The organism is Dactylosporangium sp. NPDC049140 (genome assembly GCF_040648435.1).
Genome location: NZ_JBEZDS010000039.1, coordinates 74,510 through 96,682, shown reverse-complemented (window position 1 = coordinate 96,682; position 22,173 = coordinate 74,510). Strand labels below are relative to the sequence as shown.

17 protein-coding genes are annotated in these 22,173 nt (G+C 71.4%); 13 read left to right on the top strand and 4 right to left on the bottom strand.

Annotated features, from left to right (window positions below; translation table 11 throughout):
- Position 1: 1 nt before the first annotated feature.
- From AB0B76_RS42395 to AB0B76_RS42365, 7 genes are all read left to right on the top strand, one after another.
- Positions 2-1,144, top strand: a complete 1,143-nt coding sequence (locus AB0B76_RS42395) for a hypothetical protein (RefSeq protein ID WP_360386519.1) — start codon at positions 2-4, stop codon at positions 1,142-1,144.
- Positions 1,144-2,523 carry an FAD-binding oxidoreductase gene (locus AB0B76_RS42390; RefSeq protein ID WP_360386516.1) on the top strand — a complete coding sequence of 460 codons (1,380 nt, stop codon included), beginning with the start codon at positions 1,144-1,146 and terminating at the stop codon, positions 2,521-2,523. The genes AB0B76_RS42395 and AB0B76_RS42390 overlap by 1 nt, the downstream gene beginning before the upstream one ends.
- A 181-nt stretch (positions 2,524-2,704) precedes the next feature.
- Positions 2,705-2,899, top strand: a complete 195-nt coding sequence (locus tag AB0B76_RS42385) for a hypothetical protein (RefSeq protein ID WP_360386513.1) — start codon at positions 2,705-2,707, stop codon at positions 2,897-2,899.
- The gene (locus AB0B76_RS42380) at positions 2,892-3,458 is read left to right on the top strand and encodes an XRE family transcriptional regulator (RefSeq protein ID WP_360386510.1); all 567 of its coding nucleotides are present in this window, start codon (positions 2,892-2,894) and stop codon (positions 3,456-3,458) included. Before AB0B76_RS42385 ends, AB0B76_RS42380 begins: the two co-directional genes overlap by 8 nt.
- 90 nt (positions 3,459-3,548) lie before the next feature.
- Positions 3,549-4,715 (top strand): LLM class flavin-dependent oxidoreductase, encoded by a 1,167-nt coding sequence (locus tag AB0B76_RS42375; protein WP_360386508.1) that lies wholly within the window; start codon positions 3,549-3,551, stop codon positions 4,713-4,715.
- A 58-nt stretch (positions 4,716-4,773) separates the two neighbouring features.
- Complete coding sequence (locus AB0B76_RS42370) at positions 4,774-5,538, top strand: creatininase family protein (RefSeq protein WP_360386506.1); 765 nt, start codon at positions 4,774-4,776, stop codon at positions 5,536-5,538.
- Positions 5,531-7,033, top strand: a complete 1,503-nt coding sequence (locus AB0B76_RS42365) for an NAD(P)/FAD-dependent oxidoreductase (RefSeq protein ID WP_360386504.1) — start codon at positions 5,531-5,533, stop codon at positions 7,031-7,033. Before AB0B76_RS42370 ends, AB0B76_RS42365 begins: the two co-directional genes overlap by 8 nt.
- Here the strand turns inward: AB0B76_RS42365 and AB0B76_RS42360 are convergent.
- Positions 7,015-7,425 (bottom strand): hypothetical protein, encoded by a 411-nt coding sequence (locus tag AB0B76_RS42360; RefSeq protein ID WP_360386501.1) that lies wholly within the window; start codon positions 7,423-7,425, stop codon positions 7,015-7,017. The genes AB0B76_RS42365 and AB0B76_RS42360 overlap by 19 nt on opposite strands.
- Before the next feature lie 681 nt (positions 7,426-8,106).
- Here AB0B76_RS42360 and AB0B76_RS42355 point away from each other — a divergent pair.
- The 4 genes from AB0B76_RS42355 to AB0B76_RS42340 all read left to right on the top strand — a co-directional run bounded on the left by AB0B76_RS42355 (position 8,107) and on the right by AB0B76_RS42340 (position 15,335).
- Positions 8,107-9,375: an ABC transporter substrate-binding protein gene (locus tag AB0B76_RS42355; protein WP_360386498.1), complete on the top strand. Its 1,269-nt coding sequence runs from the start codon at positions 8,107-8,109 to the stop codon at positions 9,373-9,375.
- Between the two features lie 175 nt (positions 9,376-9,550).
- Entirely contained in the window at positions 9,551-10,432 is an 882-nt protein-coding gene (locus AB0B76_RS42350; RefSeq protein ID WP_360386496.1) for a sugar ABC transporter permease, read from the top strand.
- Complete coding sequence (locus tag AB0B76_RS42345) at positions 10,429-11,322, top strand: carbohydrate ABC transporter permease (RefSeq protein WP_360386493.1); 894 nt, start codon at positions 10,429-10,431, stop codon at positions 11,320-11,322. The genes AB0B76_RS42350 and AB0B76_RS42345 overlap by 4 nt, the downstream gene beginning before the upstream one ends.
- On the top strand, positions 11,319-15,335 hold the full coding sequence (locus AB0B76_RS42340; protein ID WP_360386490.1) for a glycoside hydrolase family 38 C-terminal domain-containing protein: 4,017 nt from the start codon (positions 11,319-11,321) through the stop codon (positions 15,333-15,335). The genes AB0B76_RS42345 and AB0B76_RS42340 overlap by 4 nt, the downstream gene beginning before the upstream one ends.
- Before the next feature lie 112 nt (positions 15,336-15,447).
- Here AB0B76_RS42340 and AB0B76_RS42335 read toward each other — a convergent pair whose 3' ends face one another.
- Positions 15,448-16,635, bottom strand: a complete 1,188-nt coding sequence (locus AB0B76_RS42335; protein WP_360386488.1) for a hypothetical protein — start codon at positions 16,633-16,635, stop codon at positions 15,448-15,450.
- Entirely contained in the window at positions 16,632-17,159 is a 528-nt protein-coding gene (locus AB0B76_RS42330) for a SigE family RNA polymerase sigma factor (protein WP_360386485.1), read from the bottom strand. Before AB0B76_RS42330 ends, AB0B76_RS42335 begins: the two co-directional genes overlap by 4 nt.
- Before the next feature lie 556 nt (positions 17,160-17,715).
- Between AB0B76_RS42330 and AB0B76_RS42325 the strand changes: the two genes are divergently transcribed.
- Complete coding sequence (locus tag AB0B76_RS42325; RefSeq protein ID WP_360386482.1) at positions 17,716-18,519, top strand: substrate-binding domain-containing protein; 804 nt, start codon at positions 17,716-17,718, stop codon at positions 18,517-18,519.
- Positions 18,520-18,541: 22 nt separating this feature from the next.
- On the opposite strand, the gene AB0B76_RS42320 is transcribed toward AB0B76_RS42325, so the two are convergent.
- Entirely contained in the window at positions 18,542-20,116 is a 1,575-nt protein-coding gene (locus AB0B76_RS42320; protein ID WP_360386479.1) for a cellulose-binding protein, read from the bottom strand.
- A 260-nt stretch (positions 20,117-20,376) separates the two neighbouring features.
- Here AB0B76_RS42320 and AB0B76_RS42315 point away from each other — a divergent pair, with 260 nt between their 5' ends.
- On the top strand, positions 20,377-22,122 hold the full coding sequence (locus AB0B76_RS42315) for a cellulose binding domain-containing protein (RefSeq protein WP_360386477.1): 1,746 nt from the start codon (positions 20,377-20,379) through the stop codon (positions 22,120-22,122).
- The last annotated feature ends 51 nt before the right edge of the window (positions 22,123-22,173 follow it).

The following is a 22,173-nucleotide window of genomic DNA, read 5'->3' as shown; positions in this document are numbered from 1 at the left end:
AGTGACAGCCCTCTCCATGCTCGCGCTGGCCGGTTGCGCGACCGACGACGGCGGCGGTTCCGGCGCCCCGGCCGGCCCGTCCGCGTCGGCCGGCAGCCCGTACGACCTCGCGAGCGTCTGCCCGTCGACGATCGTCGTGCAGACCGACTGGAACCCGGAGAGCGAGCACGGCGGCACCTACAAGATGGTCGGCCCCAACCCGAAGATCGACGCGGACAAGAAGCGGGTCACCGGCGCGCTGGTCGCCAAGGACGGCACCAACACCGGCGTCAGCATCGAGATTCGCGCCGGTGGCCCGGCGATCGGCTTCCAGAACGTCGCCGCGCAGATGTACTCCGACACTTCGATCACCCTCGGCTACGGCGGCAGCGACGACGCGATCGCGCTGTCGAAGACCCAGCCGACGCTCGGCGTCTTCGCGGGCCTGGAGAAGAGCCCGCAGATCGTCATGTGGTCGCCGGACGCGCACCCCGGCTGGAAGACAATCGCCGACATCGGCCAGACCGACACCAAGGTCCTGTACTTCCAGGGCGCCACCTACATGGAGTACTTCACCGGCAAGGGCATCCTGAAGAAGTCCCAGGTCGACGGCTCGTACGACGGCGCGCCGGCCAACTTCGTCGCCAGCGGCGGCAAGGTCGCCCAGCAGGGCTTCGCGACCGCCGAGCCCTACATCTACGAGCACGAGATCAAGGCGTGGGGGAAGCCGGTGAAGTACCAGCTGATCGCCGACGCGGGCTTCGACTTCTACCAGCAGATGCTGTCGATCCGCGCCGGCGAGAAGGAGAAGCTGGCGCCCTGCCTCAAGAAGCTGGTGCCGATCATGCAGCAGGCGCAGGTCGACTTCATGAACGATCCGGCGTCGACGAACAAGCTGATCCTCGATCTGGTCAACAAGTACAACAACGGCTGGACCTACAGCCAGGGCGTCGCCGACGACTGCGTGAAGCAGATGAAGGCACTCGGCATCGTCGGCAACGGCAAGGACAGCACGCTGGGCAACTTCGAGGATTCCCGGCTGACGGCGCTCATCGACATCACCAAGCCCATCTTCACCGCGCAGAACAAGGAGATGAAGCCCGACATCAAGGCGTCGGACATTGCCACCAACGAGTTCATCGACCCGTCGATCGGTCTCAAGTAATGAACGCCATCTCTCCGGCCGGGAGCCGTCGCGCTCCCGGCCGGGAGCCGGCCCGGCTGCCCGAGGACGTGCGCCCCGTGCCGGCGTCCACTGTGGATGCCCTCACCGACGACCTCGTCGCGGCGTTCGGTGCCAAGGCGCTGCGCCGCGACGACGCCGGGCGGCTCTCCGCGTCCACCGACTGGGCGCACATGAGCCCGGTTCTCGCGCCGCTGCTGCCCGGCGGGGTCGCCGACGTCGTGGTGTTCCCTCGGGACGCGGACGGGGTCGCCCGCGCCGTGGCGCTCGCGCACCGGCACCGCGTGCCGGTCACGCCGCGTGGGCAGGGCACGGGCAACTACGGGCAGGGCATCCCGCTGTACGGCGGGATGGTGCTCGACACCAGCCGCGCCACCACGATCCATCGGGTGTCCGACGGTGCGATCAGCGCCGACGCGGGCGCGTCGTTCGTCGCGCTGGAGAAGGCCGCCCGGGCCACCGGCCAGGAACTGGCGATCCTGCCGTCGACCGTGGGCAGCACGATCGGCGGGTTCATCGCCGGTGGGTCCGGCGGCACCGGCTCGCTGGCCAACGGCGCGACCTGGACCGGCTACCTGCACGAGTTGCGGGTGGCCGCGTGCACCGACTGGCCGCGTCTGCACGCCGTGCCGTACCCGGACAACACCGCCATGGCGCACGCCTTCGGCGTCAGCGGGGTGATCGCCGGCGCCACCGTGGCGTTGCGCCCGGCCGTCGAGTGGACGGCGCTGTTCACGGCCTTCGACACGCTGGAGCAGGCCGCGGCCGCCGGTGAGGCGCTCTTCGAGCTGTCCCCGACGCCGCGCCTGGTGTCGCTGGACGAGGCCGGCATCGTCGCGACCTACCGGCCGGTGGACCCCGCGATGCCGCCGGGCTCGGTGTCGCTGCGGGCGATCGTCGCGGTCGGCAGCGTGGCCGAGGCGACCGCGATCGTGGTGTCGTGCGGGGGCACGGTGACCGGCGTGCGGGCCAACGGCCCGGCGCTGCTCACCTCGCTGTCGTACAACCATGTCACCCACCGGGTGCGCAAGCTGCGCCCCGACCTGACCCACCTGCAGTGCATGGGCCGCGGCCTGATCCACCGCCGCGCGGAGGTCGCCGCGACGGTTCCCGACTCGCTGGTCCACCTGGAGGGCTTTCGCATCGGCGAAACCCGCACCTGGGTCGGCATGCTGTTCACGCGGTACGTCGACACGCCCTCGCTCTACGCGGGCATGGACGCGTTGGCCGAGGTCGAGGTGTACGTGGACGACCCCCACACCTGGGTGCTGCACCACGACCGGCTCGACCTGGTCCGCGCCGCGGCCCGGCGCTTCGACCCCGATGGCCTGCTCAATCCCGGCAAACTGCCCCGCCGGTAATCGCGCCGAAACGACCCGGGGGCAGCATGTTGGTGTGGTCAACATCGGCACCCGCAACGGGTGGACCGTCGGGGCCGGCGGCGTCGTGGACCTGCGGGCGGCCCCATCGAGTCCCGGGTCGTCACCGTCGCGGCCCGGCCGCAGGCGGTCACCCTCGACCTGGCGCGAGGTAGGTGGTTCGGTGTCGTCGATGTTCCCCGCGCACACGCTGCGCTATCGGGTGGGTCCTCAGTTCCTGCGCCGCGCCGCGGACGCATTTGCCGACGTGGTCGGTGGCCGATCGGCCGGCTTCCCCGGCGCCGACCTGTTGCGCCGCCCGGCGACGCGTCACGAGTTCGGCGAGTTCACCATCCTGCGGCCGGCGGCGGATGACTGAGGACGAGCTTCTGCGCCAGCTCGGCGGCACGATCCGGGCCCGGCGGCGCCTTCTCGGCCTGACGCTGGTCGACGTCGCCGGCCGGGCCGGGCTCAGCCACCCGTTCCTGAGCCAGGTCGAGCGGGGCGTCGCCCGGCCCAGCATGCGATCGCTGACCGCCGTCGCCGCGGCGCTGGACACCACCGCGCAGGCGCTGCTCGCGCTGCCCGGCGCCGGGCCGGTCTCCGTCGTGCCGAGCCGCGCCGCCCTGGCCGAGCTGCCCACGGTGGACTCGCCGGGCGGCACGGTGCGCTCGCTGGTCCACGGCGAGCGGGCGATGCTGCCGCTGGAGTTCACCGGCGCCCCGGACACCTTCGAGGAGTACTACGTGCACGCGGGCGAGGAGTTCCTCTACGTTGCCGAGGGCACCATCGAGGTCGACGTCGACGGCGCGCTCAGTGTCCTCGGCGAGCGCGACAGCCTGTACTACACGGGTGGCATCCGCCATCGGTGGCGCCGCGCCGCCCCGGGGCTTGTGCGCGTCATCCTGGTCCAGGACAACGTCGGCATCCCGGAGTAGTTTTTCTGGCCGAAACAACTCGCTGATTCAGGCGACACCTGCCGGGACCATCGTGGCGAATGTTGATGGGCTCAACATCGGGTGGTGTGCATGCGCGTCGGCATTTTCCTCTTCGGCGGCGTCGAGATGCCGGACGCCGGTGCGGGCGGCCCGGATCCGCTGGACCGGCGCTACGACCAGCAGGCCGTCCTGCACGCCCATCGCGAGCTGCTGGAATGCGGCATCCTGGCCGAACGGCTCGGCTATGACAGCTTCTGGCTGACTGAGCACCACTTCCAGCACGAGGGCTACGAGGTGGTGCCCAACGGCCTGCTCTTCTCGGCGTTTCTGGCCGCGCGGACGAGCCGGCTGCGGATCGGCACGATGTTCAACGTCGTCGGGCAGTGGCACCCGCTGCGCCTGGCCGAGGACTTCGCGCTGGTGCACAACCTCAGCGGCGGGCGCGGCATCCTCGGCGTCGGGCGCGGCACCGTACCGCGGGAGATGCTGCCACTCACCGCCGGGCAGTTCTCGGTCGGCAGCCACGACAACCCGGACGCCGCCGAGGCCGACCGGCGCAACCGCGAGCTCACCGCCGAGGCTCTCGACGTCATCGAAGCCGCAGTCGGCCAGGAGTCGTTCGCCTTCCAGGGCAAGCATTTCAGCCTTCCGCCGCCCGGCATCCCGGACCGCGGCGGCGACGTGGCCGCGCTGACCCTCGTGCCGCGGCCGGTGTTCCCGTTCGAGACGTGGCAGGCGGTCACCAGTCCGCCGACGCTCAAGGAGGTACCGCGCCGCGGCTACGGCGGCGTGTTCTGGCTCAAGGAACGCAACCGGATGCGGCGCGACTGGGACGAGTTCGGCACGCTCTTCGAGCAGCACCACGGCCGGCCGCTCGGGCCGGGGGAGCGGCGCCTGCTGGTCCTCAACGTCGCCGTCGCCGACTCCCGGGAGCAGGCCCTCGACGAGGTCCGGCCCGGCCACGACGAGTTCTGGAGGTTCCTCGGCCCCTACGGCTGGGGCCGGGGCTACAACGGGCCGGACGGTGCGCCCGCACCCGCGGGCTTCCGGCCGACGTTGGAGGAGTCGGTCGACCAGGGCGTGTGGGCCGTCGGAAGCCCGTTCGACGTCGCTTCTGCCATTCAGCGGTACCGCAAGACGCTCGGCCTGCAGGATCTCGTCCTCTTCCCGGCGATGCCCGGCGACCCCTACCCGCGGGTGAAGGACCAGTTGACGCGGATCGCGACCGAGGTGCTACCCCTGCTGGACCGGCCGTGATCCACGTACCGTCCACGGTGGACACCCTGCCCCGCTGCGTCGACCTTCTGGGAGTGTCATGAGACGGTTGGCCTCGCTGACGTCGCCGGCGGTCGCCGCCCTGCCCGCGCACGGGATCGCCGTCCTGCCGGTCGGCGCGATCGAGCAACACGGGCCGCACCTGCCGCTGGTGACCGACCTCCTCGTCGCCGAGGCCATCGCGCAGGACGCCGTCGAGGCCTACGGCGACGAGCACGAGCTGTGGCTGCTGCCGGCGCTCGCCTGCACGAAGTCGAACGAGCACGCCTGGGCGCCCGGGACGCTGTGGCTGTCCGCCGCCACCCTCATGGCGGTCGTCCACGACCTCGGCCGCAGCGTGGCGAACACGCCGTTGCGCAAGCTCGTCTTCCTCAACGGCCATGGTGGCAACACCGCGCTGCTCAACGTCAGCGCCCGCGAGCTGCGGCTCGACTTCGGCCTCGCCACGTTCGTCATGCATCCGTCGCTGCCGCCGGACCACGGCGGCGCGTCGCCGGCCGAGGAGTTCGGCACCGGCATCCACGGAGGCAAGGACGAGACCTCGCTGGTCCTGCACCTGCGGCCCGACCTGGTGCGGATGGACCTGGCGACCCGCAACGTGCCCACCCAGCTCAGCGGCTTCGACCTGGTCCGGTTCGGCGGGCCGGTGTCCTTCGGCTGGTCGAGCGACGACTTCGGCACCGACGGGACCCTCGGCGACCCGACCCTCGCCAGTGCCGAACACGGCAAGGCGCTCTACGACGGCATGCTCCGTCAGGCCGGCCTCGCGTTCGCCGAGATCGCGCGGTTCTCGCACGGTGGCTGACGTCATCGTTGTCGGGGCCGGCCACAACGGGCTGACGTGCGCCGCCTACCTGGCCCGCGCCGGGGTCCGGGTCGTCGTGGTCGAGGCCCGCGACACCGTCGGGGGCTGTGCGTCCACGGTGGACGCCATCGGCGCCCGGGTGAACATCTGCAACTGCGACCACACCATGGTGCTGGCCTCCGGCATCGTCGAGGAGCTGGGCCTGGCCAAGCACGGGCTGACATATCTCGACGTCGATCCGGTCGAGGTGGCGATCGGCTGGGGCGACGAGCCGGCGTTCGTGCAGTACCGCTCGGTCGACCGGACCGTCGCCGGGTTGCCCGCCACCATCGCCGCCGCCTACCGGCGGTATGTCGACGCCACGCTGCCGCTCGCCCGGCTGGTGCTCGCGGCGGCGGCCGCGCCGCCGTCGTTGCGATCCCTGCTGCGGCTGGCCGCGCCGCGGACCGCCGCCCAGCTGCTGTCGTGGCGGCGGCGCAGCCTGCTCGACGTGCTCGGCGAGTTCGGCCTGCCGACCTGGATCCAGTCGGCGTTCGCGACCACCGGCCCCGGCGTGTGGGGCGTGTCGCCGGCGGCGCCCGGGACCGGGATGGCCGCCGCCGGACCGGTCGTGCGTCACCTCGTCGGCGTCGGTCGCCCGGCCGGCGGCAGCGGTGCGCTGCCCGACGCGCTCGCGGCGGTGGTGTCCGCGTCCGGCGGCTCGATCCGCACCGCCAGCCCCGTCGCGGAGCTCGTCGTCGAAGGCCGGGCCGTGCGGGGCGTGCGGCTCGCGGACGGCACCCAGCTGGCGGCGCCGGCCGTGGTGTGCGCGGTGGACCCGCGTACCGTACTCGTCGACTGGCTGCCGCCCTCACTGCGGCGCGGCACCTGGCCGTCGCGAGACGGCTACGAGTCCAAGGTGGACGCCGTGGTCGCCGCGCCGCCGGCGTTCCGCGCCTTGTCCACTGTAGACATCGTCCCGCACATGGCGACGACGGTCGTGAGCCCGCCGCCCGCCGCGATGGTCGCCGGGCCGGCCTCCGCGGTGAGCGATCCGCCGATGTTCCTCGTCAACGTGCCGTCGGTGCGCGACCCGGCGATGCGCCCGCCCGGCGGCGGGCACCTGCTCAGCCTGGAGGTGCTGTGGACACCGTACGGGCTGACCGGCGGCTGGGCCGGCTCCGCCGAGCCGCGGCGCTGGCTCACCCGGCTGGCGTCGCTGGCCGAGCCGGGCTTCCTGGACGGTGTGGGCGCGTGGCGGGCCATGACACCGGTGGACTACGAGCGGGACTTCGGCCTGACCCGGGGCTACGCGCCGTCGTTCAGCGGCGGGCCGCTGAGCGCGCTGCTCGGCCGGCGACGCGAGCTGACCCGCTACCGCACGGCGGTGGGCGGGCTGTTCCTGACCGGTGCCGGCACCTTCCCGGGCGCCGGCGTATGGGGTGCCAGCGGCCGCAACACCGCACACGCCGTGCTCACGGCCCTGGGCCGGGCGACCTACCCGAGCGGGTCGTGAGTCCCTCCAGCACGCCGTCCGCGTCCACCCGCCACGCGCCGCAGGCCGAGGTGGCAGCCGAGAGCGAGCAGGATGCCGCCGGCCAGGAGGCCCCCGCCGAGCGGGGCCGCGACGTTGCGGACGCTCGTTGCCAGCTCGAGGGCGTGATGTTCGCTGGCCTGCGCGTCGGCGTAGGACTCGTCCCCGTGGTCGGTCACGCAGGTGTCACCTGACCGCATGTCATGGCCGGCGCAGGTGGGCCGTTCGGGGCCGCTGAGACCGGCGCCGGCGGCGGCGACGCCGGCCACCAGCAGCGGGACGAGGCTGAGGACGGCCAGCGTGCTGCCGCGGCTGCGCCAGGAACGGAGCCGGGCCGGCAGCTTCGACGCGCCGCCGGAGCCGGGCGGTGTCATCGCTGAGTCTGGTTCTGTGACATGAGGCCACTGTCGTCAACCGGCCTGGCCGCCGGCAGGGCCATCGACACCGGATTCGCCGTGACAAATGTCCCGGTGTCGAGGCGGCTGTGCGCCATGTCGACCGGCCGCGGTGGCGATCGCGTCGTCGCGTTCCGGCGGGTACGCAATCCGCCCCCGCCGCGTAGTGGGTGACGCGTCCGGCGTACAGCGACCGATCCCACGACCAACCGGTCGTGTGTGCCGGAGCCCCGTCGCCGCCGGGCCGCCGGTGGGCGGCGCCGCGATCAGCGTGTTCGGCGGTCGGCACCGCTGTCGCGGACCGCGCAATTGTTGCCAAGCGGATAATACGAATATTCATCTAAAGTCGGACTTTACAGGTATAAAGCGATCGGGTTAGAGTCTCCGGCAGTTGGGGCTGCTTTCGCGAGATTTTGCTGCGGGCCGGTGCCCGACCGCCGCCGTGGAGGCCGGGTGCACTGCGCTGTTGTCCGCATTGCACGAAGCCGTCGTCCTGCTAGCGCCTCCGCCGCGGCCTCGCGCCACGGCCCGGTCGACCGGGCCGGCGACGGCCCCTGGGCCGACCTCGGATTCGGGAGAGCACCCGTCGTGCGGCGGTGCCGTGCCCTCGTTGCTCCGCGTCCGATCCTGCCGGCAGTCCGAGTACCTGAAGGAGATCCGATGCGCACCCGCAGGCCCTCAACGTTGACGGCGCTGATGCTGGGTTGCTTGGCGCTCGTCGTCACGGCGGCCGGCGCGTGCGGCTCCGCCAAGCCGGGCCAGACGCAGCTCGTGGTCGAGATCTTCGGCGACCTGGGATACCACGACCTGTACACCAAGTATGAGCAGAGCCATCCCGGGATCAAGATCGTCGAGCACGTCGTCTCGTACGACGACCACCACAAGAACCTGCAGGCGCACCTGCTGGGTGGATCGGGAACCGGCGACATCGAGGCCATCGACAGCGGCTACATCGCGCAGTTCAAGGTCATGTCCGACAAGTTCGTCGACTTCAGGGACTACGGCGCCGACCCGGGCCAGTGGCTGCCGTGGAAGTCGCAGCAGGCGACCGGCCCCGACGGCAGCCTGATGGGGCTGGGCGCCGACATCGGCGGCCTGGCGATGTGCTACCGCCGCGACCTCTTCGCGCAGGCCGGCCTGCCGACCGACCGCGACCAGGTGGCCGCGCTGTGGCCGGACTGGCAGTCGTACATCGCGACCGGCAAGCGGTTCAAGGCCGCCGCGCCCGACGGCGTGGCCTGGTTCGACTCCGGTTCCAACATCTTCAACGCCATCATCGGCCAGGCCCCGGTCGGCTACACCGCCTCCGGCAACAAGGTGGTGGTGGCGGACAACCCGGCCGTCAAGCAGGCGTTCAACCTCGCGGTCGAGGCCGTGCAGGCCGGCGAGTCGGCGAAGCTGGCGACGTTCAGCCAGCAGTGGAACGCCGGGTTCCAGCAGGGATCGTTCGCCACCGTGGCATGCCCGGCGTGGATGACCGACACCATCAAGCAGAACGCGCCGCAGACCAGCGGCAAGTGGGACATCGCCACGATCCCCGGCGGCAGCGGCAACTGGGGTGGCTCGTTCCTGACCGTGCCGAAGCAGAGCAAGCACGCCAAAGAGGCCGCCGAGCTCGCCAGGTTCCTGACCGCACCCGAGCAGGCGAGCTGGATCTTCCGCACCCAGGGCCACCTGCCCAGCCAGGCCGCGCTCTACGACGACCCGGCCGTGCTCGGCAACACCAACGCGTTCTTCAACAACGCGCCCACCGGCCGGATCTTCACCGCGGCGGCGAGAACCCTGCGGCCGCAGTACCAGGGCCCCAAGGACGGCGACATCGGACCGCTGATCGGCCTCGGCATTACCCGGGTCGACAAGGGCAAGCAGCAACCCGACCAGGCGTGGCACCAGGTGCTCAAGGACATCGCGAATGCCACCGAGCCGTAGACCCGACCAGGCGTGGCAGCAGGTTCTCAAAGACGTCGCGAAGGCCACCGAGCCGTAGAAGGGAACGACGAGCCTGATGGCAGTACTCACACCTCCGTCGTCGATATTGCCCGAGCGGCGGGACACCGCACCGGCAAAGGTTGAGCGGTGGTCCCGGCCGCGCCGTAAGTTCGACGTGACCGGCACGCCGTACCTCTACATCGCACCGTTCTTCGTGGTGTTCGCGGCGTTCGGGCTGTTTCCGCTCCTCTACACCGGCTGGATGGCCGTCACCCAGTGGAACCGTGACATCCCCGGCAGCGACCACACCTTCGTCGGGCTGGGCAACTTCGCGCGGCTCATCCACGACGACTACTTCTGGAACGCGCTGCGCAACACCGCCGCGATCGGCGTGCTGAGCACCGTGCCGCAGCTGCTGCTCGCGATGTGGATCGCCCACCTGCTGCATCGCCGGATGCGCGGCCGCACCCTGCTGCGGATGGGCGTCCTGCTGCCCAACATCACCTCGGTGGCCGCCGTCGGAGTGATCTTCGCCCAGCTGTTCGGGCGGGACCTCGGCGTGATCAACTGGGTGCTCAGCCTGGTCGGCCTGGGCAAGGTCGACTGGCAGTCGGGCACCTGGCAGTCGTGGCTGGCGCTGGCTGTCATCCTGACCTGGCGCTGGACCGGCTACAACGCCCTGATCTACCTCGCCGGGCTGCAGGCCGTGTCGGACGACCTCTACGAGGCGGCGGACCTCGACGGCGCCGGCCAGTTCCAGAAGTTCCGGACCATCACCGTCCCGGCGCTGCGCCCGACCATCATCTTCAGCGTGATCATGTCGACGATCGGCACGATCCAGCTGTTCACCGAACCGCTGATGTTCAACCCGGGGATGAGCCCGACCGGCGGTGACTCCCGCCAGTTCCAGACCCTCGCCATGTACGTGTACGAGCAGTTCTGGACCCACGGCAAGTACTCCTACGCCGCCACGGTCTCCTGGGCCATGTTCATGATCATCGTGCTGGCGGTCGGTGCGAACTACCTGCTGTCCCGACGCATTCGGAGTTCCTCATGACGACCCTGATACCGGTCTCCCGTGCCATGACCGGCGATCGCCGCGGCCGCGGGCCGTCCGCGGCGCCGGGCCAGCGCCGCGCCGGAACGAGGACCTACCTGCTGCTGGGGCTCATCGCCGCGGTGTCGGCGTTCCCGCTGTACTGGTCGCTGGTCGCGGCGTCCAACGACAACTCCACGGCGGGGAGCTGGCCGCCCCGGCTGCTGCCCGGCAGCCACCTGTGGGAGAACCTGCAGCGGGCGTACACCCAGGCGAACTTCGGCCTCGCCCTGCTCAACTCGATGATCGTCGCGACCGCGATCACGGTCTGCGTCGTGCTCACCAGCACGCTGGCCGGTTTCGCGTTCGCGAAGCTGCGGTTCCGCGGCAAGAACGCCCTGCTCGGGTTCCTGCTCGTGACGATGATGGTGCCGGCCCAGCTGGGCATCATCCCGCTGTACATCATGATGTCGCAGTGGCTGGGCTGGACCGGGCACCTGCAGGCGGTCATCGTCCCAGCGGCCACCTCGGCGTTCGGCGTCTTCCTGATGCGCCAGTACCTCTCCGAGGCGCTGCCCGACGCGCTGCTGGAGGCCGGCCGGATCGACGGATGCTCGACGCACCGGCTGTACTGGCACGTCGTGCTGCCGGCGGCGCGACCCGTCGCCGCGGTGCTCGCGCTGTTCACCTTCATGAACGCCTGGAACGACTTCTTCTGGCCGCTGCTCGCCCTGGGCCAGGGCAACCCGACCACCCAGGTCGCACTGTCCACGCTGGCCGGTGGCTACTACATGGACTACTCGCTGGTGCTCGCGGGAACCCTGATCAGCACGGCGCCCGTGCTGCTGGTGTTCCTCTTCCTCGGCAAGCAGATCATCGGCGGGATCATGCAGGGGGCGGTGAAGGCGTGACCTGGACCGTCTGGCTCATCCCGCACTTCCACTACGACCCGGTGTGGTGGAACACCCAGTCCGCGTACACCCAGACCTGGGACCAACCGCAGGATGACACCGCCCCCGACTCGGGCGAGGCGCGCTTCGCCTGGCCCGGGCACAGCGCGTTCACCCTCGTCAAGGCGCACCTGGCGAAGATCCGCGAGGATCCGCAGTACAGCGTCGTCCTCGCCGAGGTCGACTACCTCAAGCCGTACTGGGACACGTATCCCGAGGACCGCGAGTTCATCCGGCGACTGATCGCCGACGGCCGCCTGGAGCTGGTCGGTGGCACCTACAACGAGCCCAACACCAACCTGACCGGCATCGAGACGACGATCCGCAACGCCGTGCACGGCACCGGGTTCCAGCGGCACATCGTCGGAGGTGTCCCGTCCACCGCGTGGCAACTGGACGTGTTCGGCCACGATCCGCAGTTCGCGCAGGTGATGGCCGGCGCCGGGCTGACCTCGATCGCCTTCGCCCGCGGCCCCTACCACCAGTGGGGGCCCATGCTGACCAGCTGGAACATCCGTGAGCATCGCAAGCCGTTCGCGCCGACCCAGTTCCCCACCGAGTTCGAGTGGGTGTCGCCCGGCGGGGACGGCCTGCTCACCCACTACATGGCCGGCCACTACTCGGCCGGCTTCAGCCTCGACGCCGCCCAGGACCCGCAGACCGCGGCGGCCGAGCTGCACGAGCTGTTCACCCAGCTGAGCCCAGCCGCTGCGACCCGCAACGTCATGATCCCGATGGGCAGCGACTTCAGCCCTCCCATGCGCTGGGTCACCGAGCTTCGCGCGGCCTGGGACGAGCGGTACCCGCAGGTGCGGCTGCGATACGGCCTGCCCCGCGACTTCTTCACCGCCGTGCGGGACGAACTCACCGCGAGGGGTGTGCACGCCACGCCACAGACCCGCGACATGAACCCGATCTACACCGGCAAGGACGTCACCGCGATCGACACCAAGCAGGCCCACCGCCAGGTGGAGACGCTCCTGCTGGACGCCGAGAAATGGGCCACCTTCGCCGCCCTGCACGGCGCGGCCTACCCCGCCGCGGCCGTCGACAAGGCGTGGCGGCTGCTGCTGTTCGGCGCGCACCACGACGCGGTCACCGGCACCCAGTCCGACCAGGTCTATCTCGACCTGGTCGCCGGCTGGCGCGAGGCGCACGACCTGGCCGCCGACGTGGACCGGTCGGCCCGCCGGCACCTGGCCGGCCACATCGACACCCGCGGGGAGGGCACCGCGGTCGTCGTGTTCAACCCGCTGGCGCACCCCCGGACGGACACCGTCGACCTGGAGATCGACCTCGACCCGGCCGTGGGTGTCACGCTCACCGACGACGGCGGGGTCCCGGTCCCGTACCTCACCGAGGTCCTCACGCACGCCGCCGACGGCCGGCCGGGCCGGGCGCTGCTGCGGTGGGTCGCGCGCGACGTGCCGTCGCTGGGCTACCGCACCTACCGCCTGCTGCCCGGCACCACAGCGCCGCCGGCGTCCGCACGGCAACCCGCCTGGCAACTCGTCGAGGCGACGAGCATCGCCAACGACCGCTACCGGGTTCGTGCGGACCCCGCCCGGGGCGGCGCCCTGACCGAGATCACCGACCTCGCCAACGGCCGGGACCTCCTCCCGCCGGGCCGGGTGGGCAACGAGCTGGTCTGCGTCGCCGAGCACCGCGACCATCCCGAGTTCGGCGAGGGCCCGTGGCACCTGCTCCCACATGCCGTCGCCTGGCGCAGCGCGGACACCGTGGCGGCCGTCACCGTCGAACGCTGCCCGATCGGCGAGCGCATCACGGCCACCGCAGAGGTCGACGGATGCCGCTACACGCAGCAGACCACCCTGTGGTACGGCATCGACCGGATCGACTTCGCCACGGGCATCGACGAGTTCGCCGCCACCGACCGGCTCCTGCGGGTGCGCATACCCTGCGACGTCCCCGGCGGCATGCCCGTCAGCGAGACCGCGGCCGCCGTCATCGGCCGCGGCTACGCCCTGCTCGACGCCGACGCGGCGGAGCACCCCCGTACCCTGGACAACACGGCGCACCAGTGGTTCGGCCTCGCCGCGGCACTGACCGTCCACCTGCACGATCCACAGGAGCGCGCCGAGCGCTCGCGAGCGGTGTCCATCGCCGAGATCGTCGTCCCCGACGGCGACGAGGGCCTGCCCTCGACCCGGCGGCTCGCCGTCGGGCTGGCCCGGGCGGGTGTCACCGCCACCGTGACGAGCGCGACGGGAAACCGGTACGGCGCGCTGGACACCGACTCCAACCTCCCCGACTGCCGCGTCGCGGTCGGCACCCCGCAGCGCAACGCGTTCGTCGCCGAACTCCTCGACCGGGCACCGGCGCCGTTCACCGCCGAACTGGCCGCTCGGCTCGCGGCCACCGGCACGGCCCGGCTCTGGATCCCGGCCGAGCGGCCGCTCGGCGAGGTCTGGCGGCCGGGCGCCGATGTGCGCTCGATCCGGGACCTGCCCGTCCTGCTGATCGCCGGCAACGACGCGGACGCCGAGCGGCGGGCCCTCACCGAGTTCCTCGACGACGCCGGCGACGCGAACGTCCACGTCACGCAGCCGTCCGCGCTGCACCACGGTGAGACGATCGTCGAGGACTACGCCGTCGCGCTGCTCAACCGCGGCACCCCCGGCTTCGCGGTGGAGCCCGACGGCACGCTGAACATGTCGCTGGCCCGCGCGTGCACCGGCTGGCCCACCGGAACCGCGATCAACTTCCCGGACCTCAACGCACCGGGCGGGCGCAGCTTCCAGCACCACACCAGCAGACGCTTCCAGTACCACCTGGTGAGCGGCCCCGGCGGATGGCGCACCGCCGGGTTCGTCGCCGCCGGTCAGTCCGTCAACCATCCGCTCGCCGCGACCGCCACGCCGGCCGGTGACGGGGCGCTGCCGGCCACCGGATCCCTGCTGAGCGTCGAGCCCGCCGGGCACTTCATCATCACCGCGGTCAAGCCGCTGGGGGAGCCGCTCGCCACCGGCTCTGCGACACCCGCCGACCCGTGCGACAGCCTGGTCGTCCGCGGCTATGAGCCCCACGGCCGGTCCGGCAGCGTCACGATCCGCCTCGCCGGTGGCATCGCCTCGGCCACGGCCGCCGACCTGCTCGACCACCCCGGCGCACCCCTCGAACATGACGACCGGGAGCTGCGGCTCGACGTCGAGGGGTACCGCATCACGTCGCTGGCCCTGTCACCGGCCCGCGCCGAGCGTGGCGGGACAGTGCTCGCGGCGAGCACCGAACCCGTGCAGCCCGTGTTCACCCGCTACTGGCTGCACAACTGCGGCCCCGCGCCCATGGGCAACCTGCCGGTCGCGCTCACCCTCCGGCCGGACGACCAGCCGCGGGACGACGGCGCCGTGGCCGGCGTGCGGCTGTGCGCTCAGATCGTCTGCGACAACACCGACGCCGGCTACGACGGGGACCTGCTCGTCAGTGCGCCGGAGGGCTGGGTCGCCACCCCCCGGTCGAGGTCCGTGACCGTCGCCGCAGGTGGCCACCTCGGCGTGCCCGTCACCGTCACGGCTCCCGACGACGCCGAACCCGGCTGGTACGCGGTCGCGGCGAGCATCACCCACCGGGGGCAGGAGCTGCAGGACGCCCTCGTCGTGCCCGTGGGCCGGCCCGCGCCTGGGCCGCTGCTGCACGCGCGCGCCGAGGACCGGGAGCTCACGCTGACCCCCGGCGCGCGTGGCCACGTCCGCGTGCGGGTGAGCCACGACCTGCGCACCCCGTTGCGGGGGCACGCCCAGCTCATCACCCCGCACTCCATCTGGCCGCTGACGAGCGAGCCGACTCAGGGCTTCACCATCGCGCCCGGGTCCTCACAGAGCATCGAGTTCCCCGTCGCCGTCCCGGTCGGGACGCCACCGGGGGAGTTCTGGGGCCAGCCCAAGGTCTGCGCCTTCGGCCGGATCGCCTACTGCGAACCCGTCCGCATCGTCATCCTCCCCGGCCGCGGCTGACCCCCAGGCCAGCGGCACAAGGGTGGAGCGGCAGTGGGGCGCCTGGGAGGATCAGGGCGTCTGCTGAAGAAGCCCGCCGCCGGGAGACCATCCCCGGCGGCGGGCTCTTTCTTCAGCAGCCGTGCCAGACGACCGGCGCGGTGCGGTCAGAGGCGACGGGATTGCTGTGGTCGCCGGGTGCTCCGGTGGCGCCGATCGCGGCCGTGCCCTCGACCGAGCCGGCCAGGCTGTGCCCGTCGGCGGTGATGCCCGCGACGATGCTGCCGGGCGCGTCGACACCCGCCGGCATCGGGAGGGTGTAGGTCTGGCCGTCCCGCCACACGGCCGGTGCGCCCCCGCTCGTGATGCCGGCGACCGCGCCTGACCCACTGACCCACTCACCACTGATGCCAGGGATCAGCTCGACGGCGCCGGTGCGCAGGTTCCAACGGGCCGCCAGCATCGCGAAGTCGTCGCCCTTGCTGCCGGTGGGCGGCTTGGACGCCGGGCCGGACGCCCAGTCACCTACGGCCGACCGCGGGGCGCTCGACTCAGTGCCGTCCGGCTGCGTCAGCGGGAGGGCCGAGCCGTTGGACGTCCAGCGCATGGGGCGCCCGCTGGACGGCTCGAAGCCGACGGCCACGCCGGTGTCGGTGAGGCCGAGGCCCGACCTCCCGGGCAGCGCCGAGGCGATCGCGGCGCCGCCGGCGGTGCGCCAGTAGACCGCGACGTAGGTCTGGTCGGAGCGCACGAGCGTGCCGAGGACGTCGCCGCCGGCGTTGACCGCGTGGGCCACGCCGCCGAGCGCGCCGTCGGGCAGCGGCAGCTGGATCAGGCGGGCGCCGTCCCAGGCGACCGGGCGCTGCTCGGCCTCGCCGCCGTTGCGGTCGGGCCCGGTGAAGCCGACGATCATCCCGGCTCCGTTGACCGCCTGCGGAACGAACGACTCCGGCAGTACCGCGCCCGCGCCGTCGGTCCACAGCAGCGCCTTGACCGCCCCGCGCTCGCCGGCCTTGCCGATCACGTAGCGGCCGGACGGGTCGATGCCGGTCGCGACCACGCCGCCGGAGACGCCGGGCGGGAGGGTCAGCCGCTCGACCGCGCACCCGGGACCGGCGGCGGTGACCGACGGCCCGGCGAAGGTGCGGACCACCCCGGCCGCCGCGACGACCGCGAGCACGGCCGTCGCGGTCGCCGCCGCCCCGATGAGCTGCATCCGGCGGCGCCGCCGGCGCCGGGCCTCGGCCAGCACCTCGGCCGCGGGCAGCGGCGGCATGGGCACGTCCTGCCGGGCGTAGCGGTACAACGTCTCCTCGATCATGCCGGTCCCCTCCGGTGCGTGACGACGATGGCGGGAGCCGGCGCGTCCTCGGCGAGCACGCTGCGCAGGCCCTGCAGCCCGTGATGGGTGCGGCTCTTCACGGTCCCCTCGGAGCACCCGAGCACCTTCGCGACCTCGGCCACGGGCATGTCGCAGAGGTACCGCAGGATCACGACCATCCGCTGCGCCTCCGGCAGCCGATGCAGGGCGGCCCGCAGCGTGAGCCACTCCTCGACCTGCCCGCTGCCGGACTCGACCGGCGTGTCCGGCGGATCGTCGCGCAGCAGCACCCGCGCCCACCGGCGCCGCCGGTAGCTCAGGCACGCCCGCACGACCATGGTGTGCACGTACGCATCCAGGTTCGCGACGTCGGTGAGCTTGCCCCACCGCCGGTAGAGCACGCTCAACGCATCCTGCACCGCGTCGTCGGCCCGGTGACCGTCGCCCAGTACCAGGCGCGCGACCCGCCGTAACGACGGCAGCCGGGCCTCGACGTAAGCGACGTAATCCTGTTCGGCGCGCAACGGCCGCCTCCCTCGTGTGGACTCCCACCTGACCGATGCCGGCGGCCGGAGCCCAGGTTCAAAATCGTCGCAGCTTTTTCCGCGCCCAGTCGCCGGCCGGCCCGTCGAGGGGGCGCCCGATGAGCCAGTGGTGCCCGAACGGGTCGGCGATGCGCCCCTGCCGCAGCCCGCACGCCTGGTCCGCGCCTGGTGCCGGCCCGCGTGGTCGCGTTCTATCTCGCCCGGCGATAGGTCCGGGCGCCGGCATAGCTCATGCTGAATGCATGGCGCGGGGTGAGATCGAGAAGCTGCCGAGCGGATCGCTGCGCGTGCGGGTGTATGCCGGCATCGACCCCGTGTCGCGGCGGCGGTGGTACCTGCGGCAGACGGTTCCGCCCGGGCCGCTGGCCGAACAGGAGGCCGAGGCGGTCCGGGAGCGCCTGCTCGCGCAGGTGAGCGAGGCCCGCGATGCGCGCGCAAGACCCCGCCGGCCGAACAGCAGGCAGGTGGCCGGCCGCTGGGAACAGGAACGCGAACGGGCGGCGTCGAGGTCGTCTTCTACGGGATGCAGAGCAGCATGGCCGTGGAGATCATGCACGGGGTCGAGAGCGTCGCCAGCGAACGTGGGATGGCAGTCGGCTTCACCGATGTCGTGCACCAGGCGTCGGAGGGCCGCTCCTACACCCGGCTGCTGCTGGCCCGCGAACCGGTGGGCGTCATCGCGGTACACCTTGGCTATGCTCCGGAACAGCACACCATGCTGGCCGCCAGCTCGGTTCCGCTGGTGCTGCTCGACCCGACCGGCGACCCGGAGTACGCGCTGCCGTCCGTCGGCGCGACCAACTGGAGCGGCGGCATCTCGGCCGCCCGGCACCTGCTCGACCTCGGCCACCGCCGCATCGCCGTCATCACCGGTCCGACCGATCGGCTGTGTGCCCGGGCCCGGCTGGCGGGGGCCAAGGCGGCGATGGACTCCGGCGGCATACCGGAGGACCGCCGGCTGGTGCGCAGCGGCCAGTGGTTCGCCTTCGAGGACGGCCTGAGCCACGGCCGGGAGCTGCTGCGCCTGCCCGACCCGCCCACGGCCATCATGTGCGGCAACGACCTGCAGGCCCTCGGGGTCTACGAGGCGGCACGGCTCGCCGGGCGGCGGATCCCGCAGGACCTCAGCGTGGTCGGCTTCGACGACCTCCCGATGACCCGCTGGTGCGGCCCGCCCATGACGACGGTGCGCCAGCCGCTGGCCGAGATGGGCGCCGTCGCCACCCGGATGGTCCTGGCGCTCGCCGAGGGGCGCCCGCCGGCGCAGCGCCGGGTCGAGCTCGCCACGACGCTCATCGTGCGCGACAGCACCGCGCCCCCGGGCGGGGCCGTTCACTAGCCCGGCCCGGGGGCGGCGGCGATCAGGCGGTGGTGCAGGAGCGGACCTGGGGGCGGGTGAAGTTGCCGTTGGCTAGGGTGGTGATGCCGAAGACGTTGCCGCTGCCGTTGGGTTTGACCGTGACCAGGCGGGTGCTGGTGTTGAAGGTGTAGGTGCTGTTCCAGGTGGAGGAGACGGTCTGTGGTGAGGTGAGCGCCAGGACGACGGTCCAGTTGTTGCCGCCGGTGACGGTGACTTCGGTGTTGAAGCGGTCGCTCCAGCGGGTGCCGTCGCGCAGGGTTGCGGTACATGTGCCGCCGGGCGCCGGTGTCGTCGGCGACGCCGAAGTGGGCGGGGAGACGGACGCGGTCGGGCTGGAGGTCGTCGGGGTCAGGGTCGGGGTCGTCCAGTCGCGCCACTGCGACAGGTTGCCGGCCGCCGAGCTCGAGATCCGCATCGCGCCCGGGGCGTTGCCGGTCTTGAGGAGGAACTTCTGGATGTTCTGCTGCAGCGGCGCGGTCCACTCAGGACGGTTGGCGCAGTGGGTACCGTTCTGCACGTCGGACCAGTACGTGATGTTGTCGCCGGCGCCGAGCGCCTTGTACACCTCGGCCCCGCCGAGGGCGGCGACGCTGGCCGACTTGGGGCCCAGGTTGACGATGTGGGGGTTGTCCATGATGAACAGGCCCCGCGGCGCGACCATCGCCACCATCTCGTGCGTGTCGACCGGCAGGTTGTTCGGGTTGCCGGTGAAGGAGCCGAACGCGTCGCCGAACCAGGGCTGCTCGCCGTACGCGCTGCTCAGGCTCTGACCGCCCTCGGCGTTGACGCCGCGCAGGATGGGTACCCCGGCCGTGCCCGACTCGATCGGCATGGTGAGGGCGATGCGCTGGTCGAACACGCCCGCGACGAAGGCGCCCTTGCCGAATCGCGAGCATCCGGTGACGCCCATCGCGTCCGCCTTGAGGATGTTGCCGCCCGACTGCGCGATGACGTCGATGATGCGGCTGACGCCCCAGCCCCACGCCTGCAGCAGCCCGGTGGTGCTCGTCGCGCCGTACAGGGAGTAGAACGCGCCCTCCTTGTTGGCGCGCCCGGTGCCTTCCTTGCCGACCGTGTACGGGTCGTAGTTGATGACGGCGGCGCCGGCGGCCCGGATGGTGGCCGTGTCGGCCCCGAACCCGCCGTAGACGACGACGGCTGGGAACGGGCCCGTGCCGCTGGGCAGGCTGACGCTGGCCGAGAAGCTCGCGCTCTTGCCGTTGTCGTTCACGTTGACGGTGATGCTGGTGCTCGTGACCGAACCGGTGACGGTGGCGGGCCGCGCCGGCTTGGTGCCGTAGATGTACTTCTCCGCCTGCTGCTTGATCTCCTCCCGGCGGCAGCGCCAGTCGGAGGTGCTGGCGATGCGGGTGCCGTTCAGCTTGGTGAAGGGGTCGGGAAGCTTGGCGTTGGCGGTCAACGTGCCCGGCAGGGTCACCGGGCAGTCGGCGCCTTCGTCCTCGACGTTGGCGGTCAGGCCCGTGGTTGCCCCGAGGCCGTTGGTGGCGACGGCCACGGCTCCGCCGATCGCCACGGCCGCCACCGCGGCGACGGCGATTAGTGAGCGGATGTTCACCGGAAGCTCCTTCCGTGAAATGGCGCATTGATACAGCGCGATCGATACCAATATCGCGGAAGAAGAAATCGCTGGCAAGGAAAGATTGCGCGAAAGTACCGAAACATTGTCGGGCTTGCTGCTCCAATCTGGCTCCAGGGTGGGCAAATATGGCTCCACGAACGTTCACATGGCTCCACGCGGCTCCATGCATGGCTCCTTTTCAGAAAGCACAATGGCCGTCTTGCGAGCCCGGAAACAATCTGGCAATCTCACGGTCCATGAATCGATCCCGGCCGATGATGCTGGTGGCTGTGGTGGCCTCGCTGGTCACCGCGGCGGGGGTGCTGACCGCCCCGCCACTGTGGGCGGCGACGCCGGACATCACCGTCGACACCGCCACGACGTACCAGACGATCGACGGGTTCGGGGCCGCGACCCCGATCTTCGGCGGCTCCGGCGACCCGTGGACGACCGCCGAGACCCAGACCCTCGTCGGCCTGGGCCAGGGGCAGCTCGGCCTGTCGATCGTCCGGACCTCGATCTCGCCGGTGTCGAGCGAGTGGAGCCTGCAGCTGAACAGCCTGAAGACGGCGAAGTCGTACGGCTCCGGCGTCGAGATCCTGGCCTCGCCGTGGACGGCGCCGGCGAGCTTCAAGACGAACAACAGCCGGATCAACGGCGGCGAGCTGAAGACCGACTACTACGACGACTACGCCGCGCACCTGAACAGCTATGTCCAGTACATGAAGGGCCAGGGCGTCGCGATCGACGTGACCTCGGTGCAGAACGAGCCGGACTGGCACCCGGCCTATGACTCAATGGCCTGGACCGGCGCGCAGCTGCGGGACTTCGTGAAAAGCCAGGGCGCCAACGTCAAGGACACCAGGCTGCTGCTGGCCGAGTCGCTGCGGTTCGACCGCTCGTACACCGACCCGACGCTGCAGGACACCACCGCCCGCAACAACATCGGCTACGTCGGCGGCCACCTGTACGACGCCGAGAACAGCGGGAACCTGAGCGCCTACCCGCTGGCGAACCAGTACGGCAAGAACCAGTGGATGACCGAGTGGAACCTGCACGCCGCCGACGGGGACGGCTCGAACATCTGGGGCGACCCGGCCAACGCGGCCGCGTGGAACGAGAGCCTCGACGACATCATGCGTACCGTGCACAAGTCGATGGAGTCCGGCTGGAGCGCGTACATCTGGTGGTACGGCCGCCGCTTCTACTCCTTCATCGGCGACGGCGACGCCGCCTACGGCACCACGAAGGGCGCGCCCCTGAAGCGCGGCTACGCGTTCTCGCAGTACTCCAAGTTCGTGCGGCCCGGCGACAAGCGGGTCGCGCTGACCAAGAGCTCGAAGGCGTCGCCGCTGGAGGTCACCGCCTACCAGGGCAAGGACAAGGTCGAGCTGGTGATCCTCAACCGCTCGACGAGCGCGGTCGCCAACACCGTCGTGCAGGTGCCGCAGCTCGTCGGCAGCGCCCAGTACACCGTCACCTCGCAGAGTCAGAGCGCCGCGGCACAGGCGGTGAGCGTCAACGGCAGTCAGGTGACGGTCAGCGTCCCCGCGCGCAGCATCTCCACCATCACCCTGAACACCACGACCGGCAGCAGCTCACCGTCGGCCTCGAAATCGCCGTCGACAAGCCCGTCGCCGAGCCTGTCGCCGAGCGCGTCGCCGAGCCCGTCGACCAGCCCCCAGCCGTCGGGCTCCTGTAAGGTGACCAGTCAGGTCAGCGCGTGGAACACCGGGCTCACGAACAACCTCACCATCACCAACACCGGCACGACCACCGTCAACGGCTGGGCGCTGAAGATGACACTCGCCTCCGGGCAGACCATCACCTCCGGCTGGAACGCCACCTACTCCCCGTCCAGCGGCCAGGTGACCGCCACGAACGTCGCCTACAACGCCGTCATCCCCCCGGGCGGCTCAACCACCATCGGCTACCAGGCCAGCCACACCGGCAACACCGCCGCGCCGAGCGGGTTCACCCTCAACGGGGCGGCCTGCGGCTGAGGAATCCTTCAGTACTGGATGCAAGCGCCGATCAGCCTGTTGTAGAACGGT

Coding starts and splice junctions, on each gene's coding strand:
- AB0B76_RS42390 (WP_360386516.1), top strand. CDS start 1,144: ATGAACGCCATCTCTCCGGCCGGGAGCCGTCGCGCTCCCGGCCGGGAG.
- AB0B76_RS42380 (WP_360386510.1), top strand. CDS start 2,892: ATGACTGAGGACGAGCTTCTGCGCCAGCTCGGCGGCACGATCCGGGCC.
- AB0B76_RS42375 (WP_360386508.1), top strand. CDS start 3,549: ATGCGCGTCGGCATTTTCCTCTTCGGCGGCGTCGAGATGCCGGACGCC.
- AB0B76_RS42370 (WP_360386506.1), top strand. CDS start 4,774: ATGAGACGGTTGGCCTCGCTGACGTCGCCGGCGGTCGCCGCCCTGCCC.
- AB0B76_RS42360 (WP_360386501.1), bottom strand. CDS start 7,425: ATGACACCGCCCGGCTCCGGCGGCGCGTCGAAGCTGCCGGCCCGGCTC.
- AB0B76_RS42355 (WP_360386498.1), top strand. CDS start 8,107: ATGCGCACCCGCAGGCCCTCAACGTTGACGGCGCTGATGCTGGGTTGC.
- AB0B76_RS42345 (WP_360386493.1), top strand. CDS start 10,429: ATGACGACCCTGATACCGGTCTCCCGTGCCATGACCGGCGATCGCCGC.
- AB0B76_RS42335 (WP_360386488.1), bottom strand. CDS start 16,635: ATGATCGAGGAGACGTTGTACCGCTACGCCCGGCAGGACGTGCCCATG.
- AB0B76_RS42325 (WP_360386482.1), top strand. CDS start 17,716: ATGGCCGTGGAGATCATGCACGGGGTCGAGAGCGTCGCCAGCGAACGT.
- AB0B76_RS42315 (WP_360386477.1), top strand. CDS start 20,377: ATGAATCGATCCCGGCCGATGATGCTGGTGGCTGTGGTGGCCTCGCTG.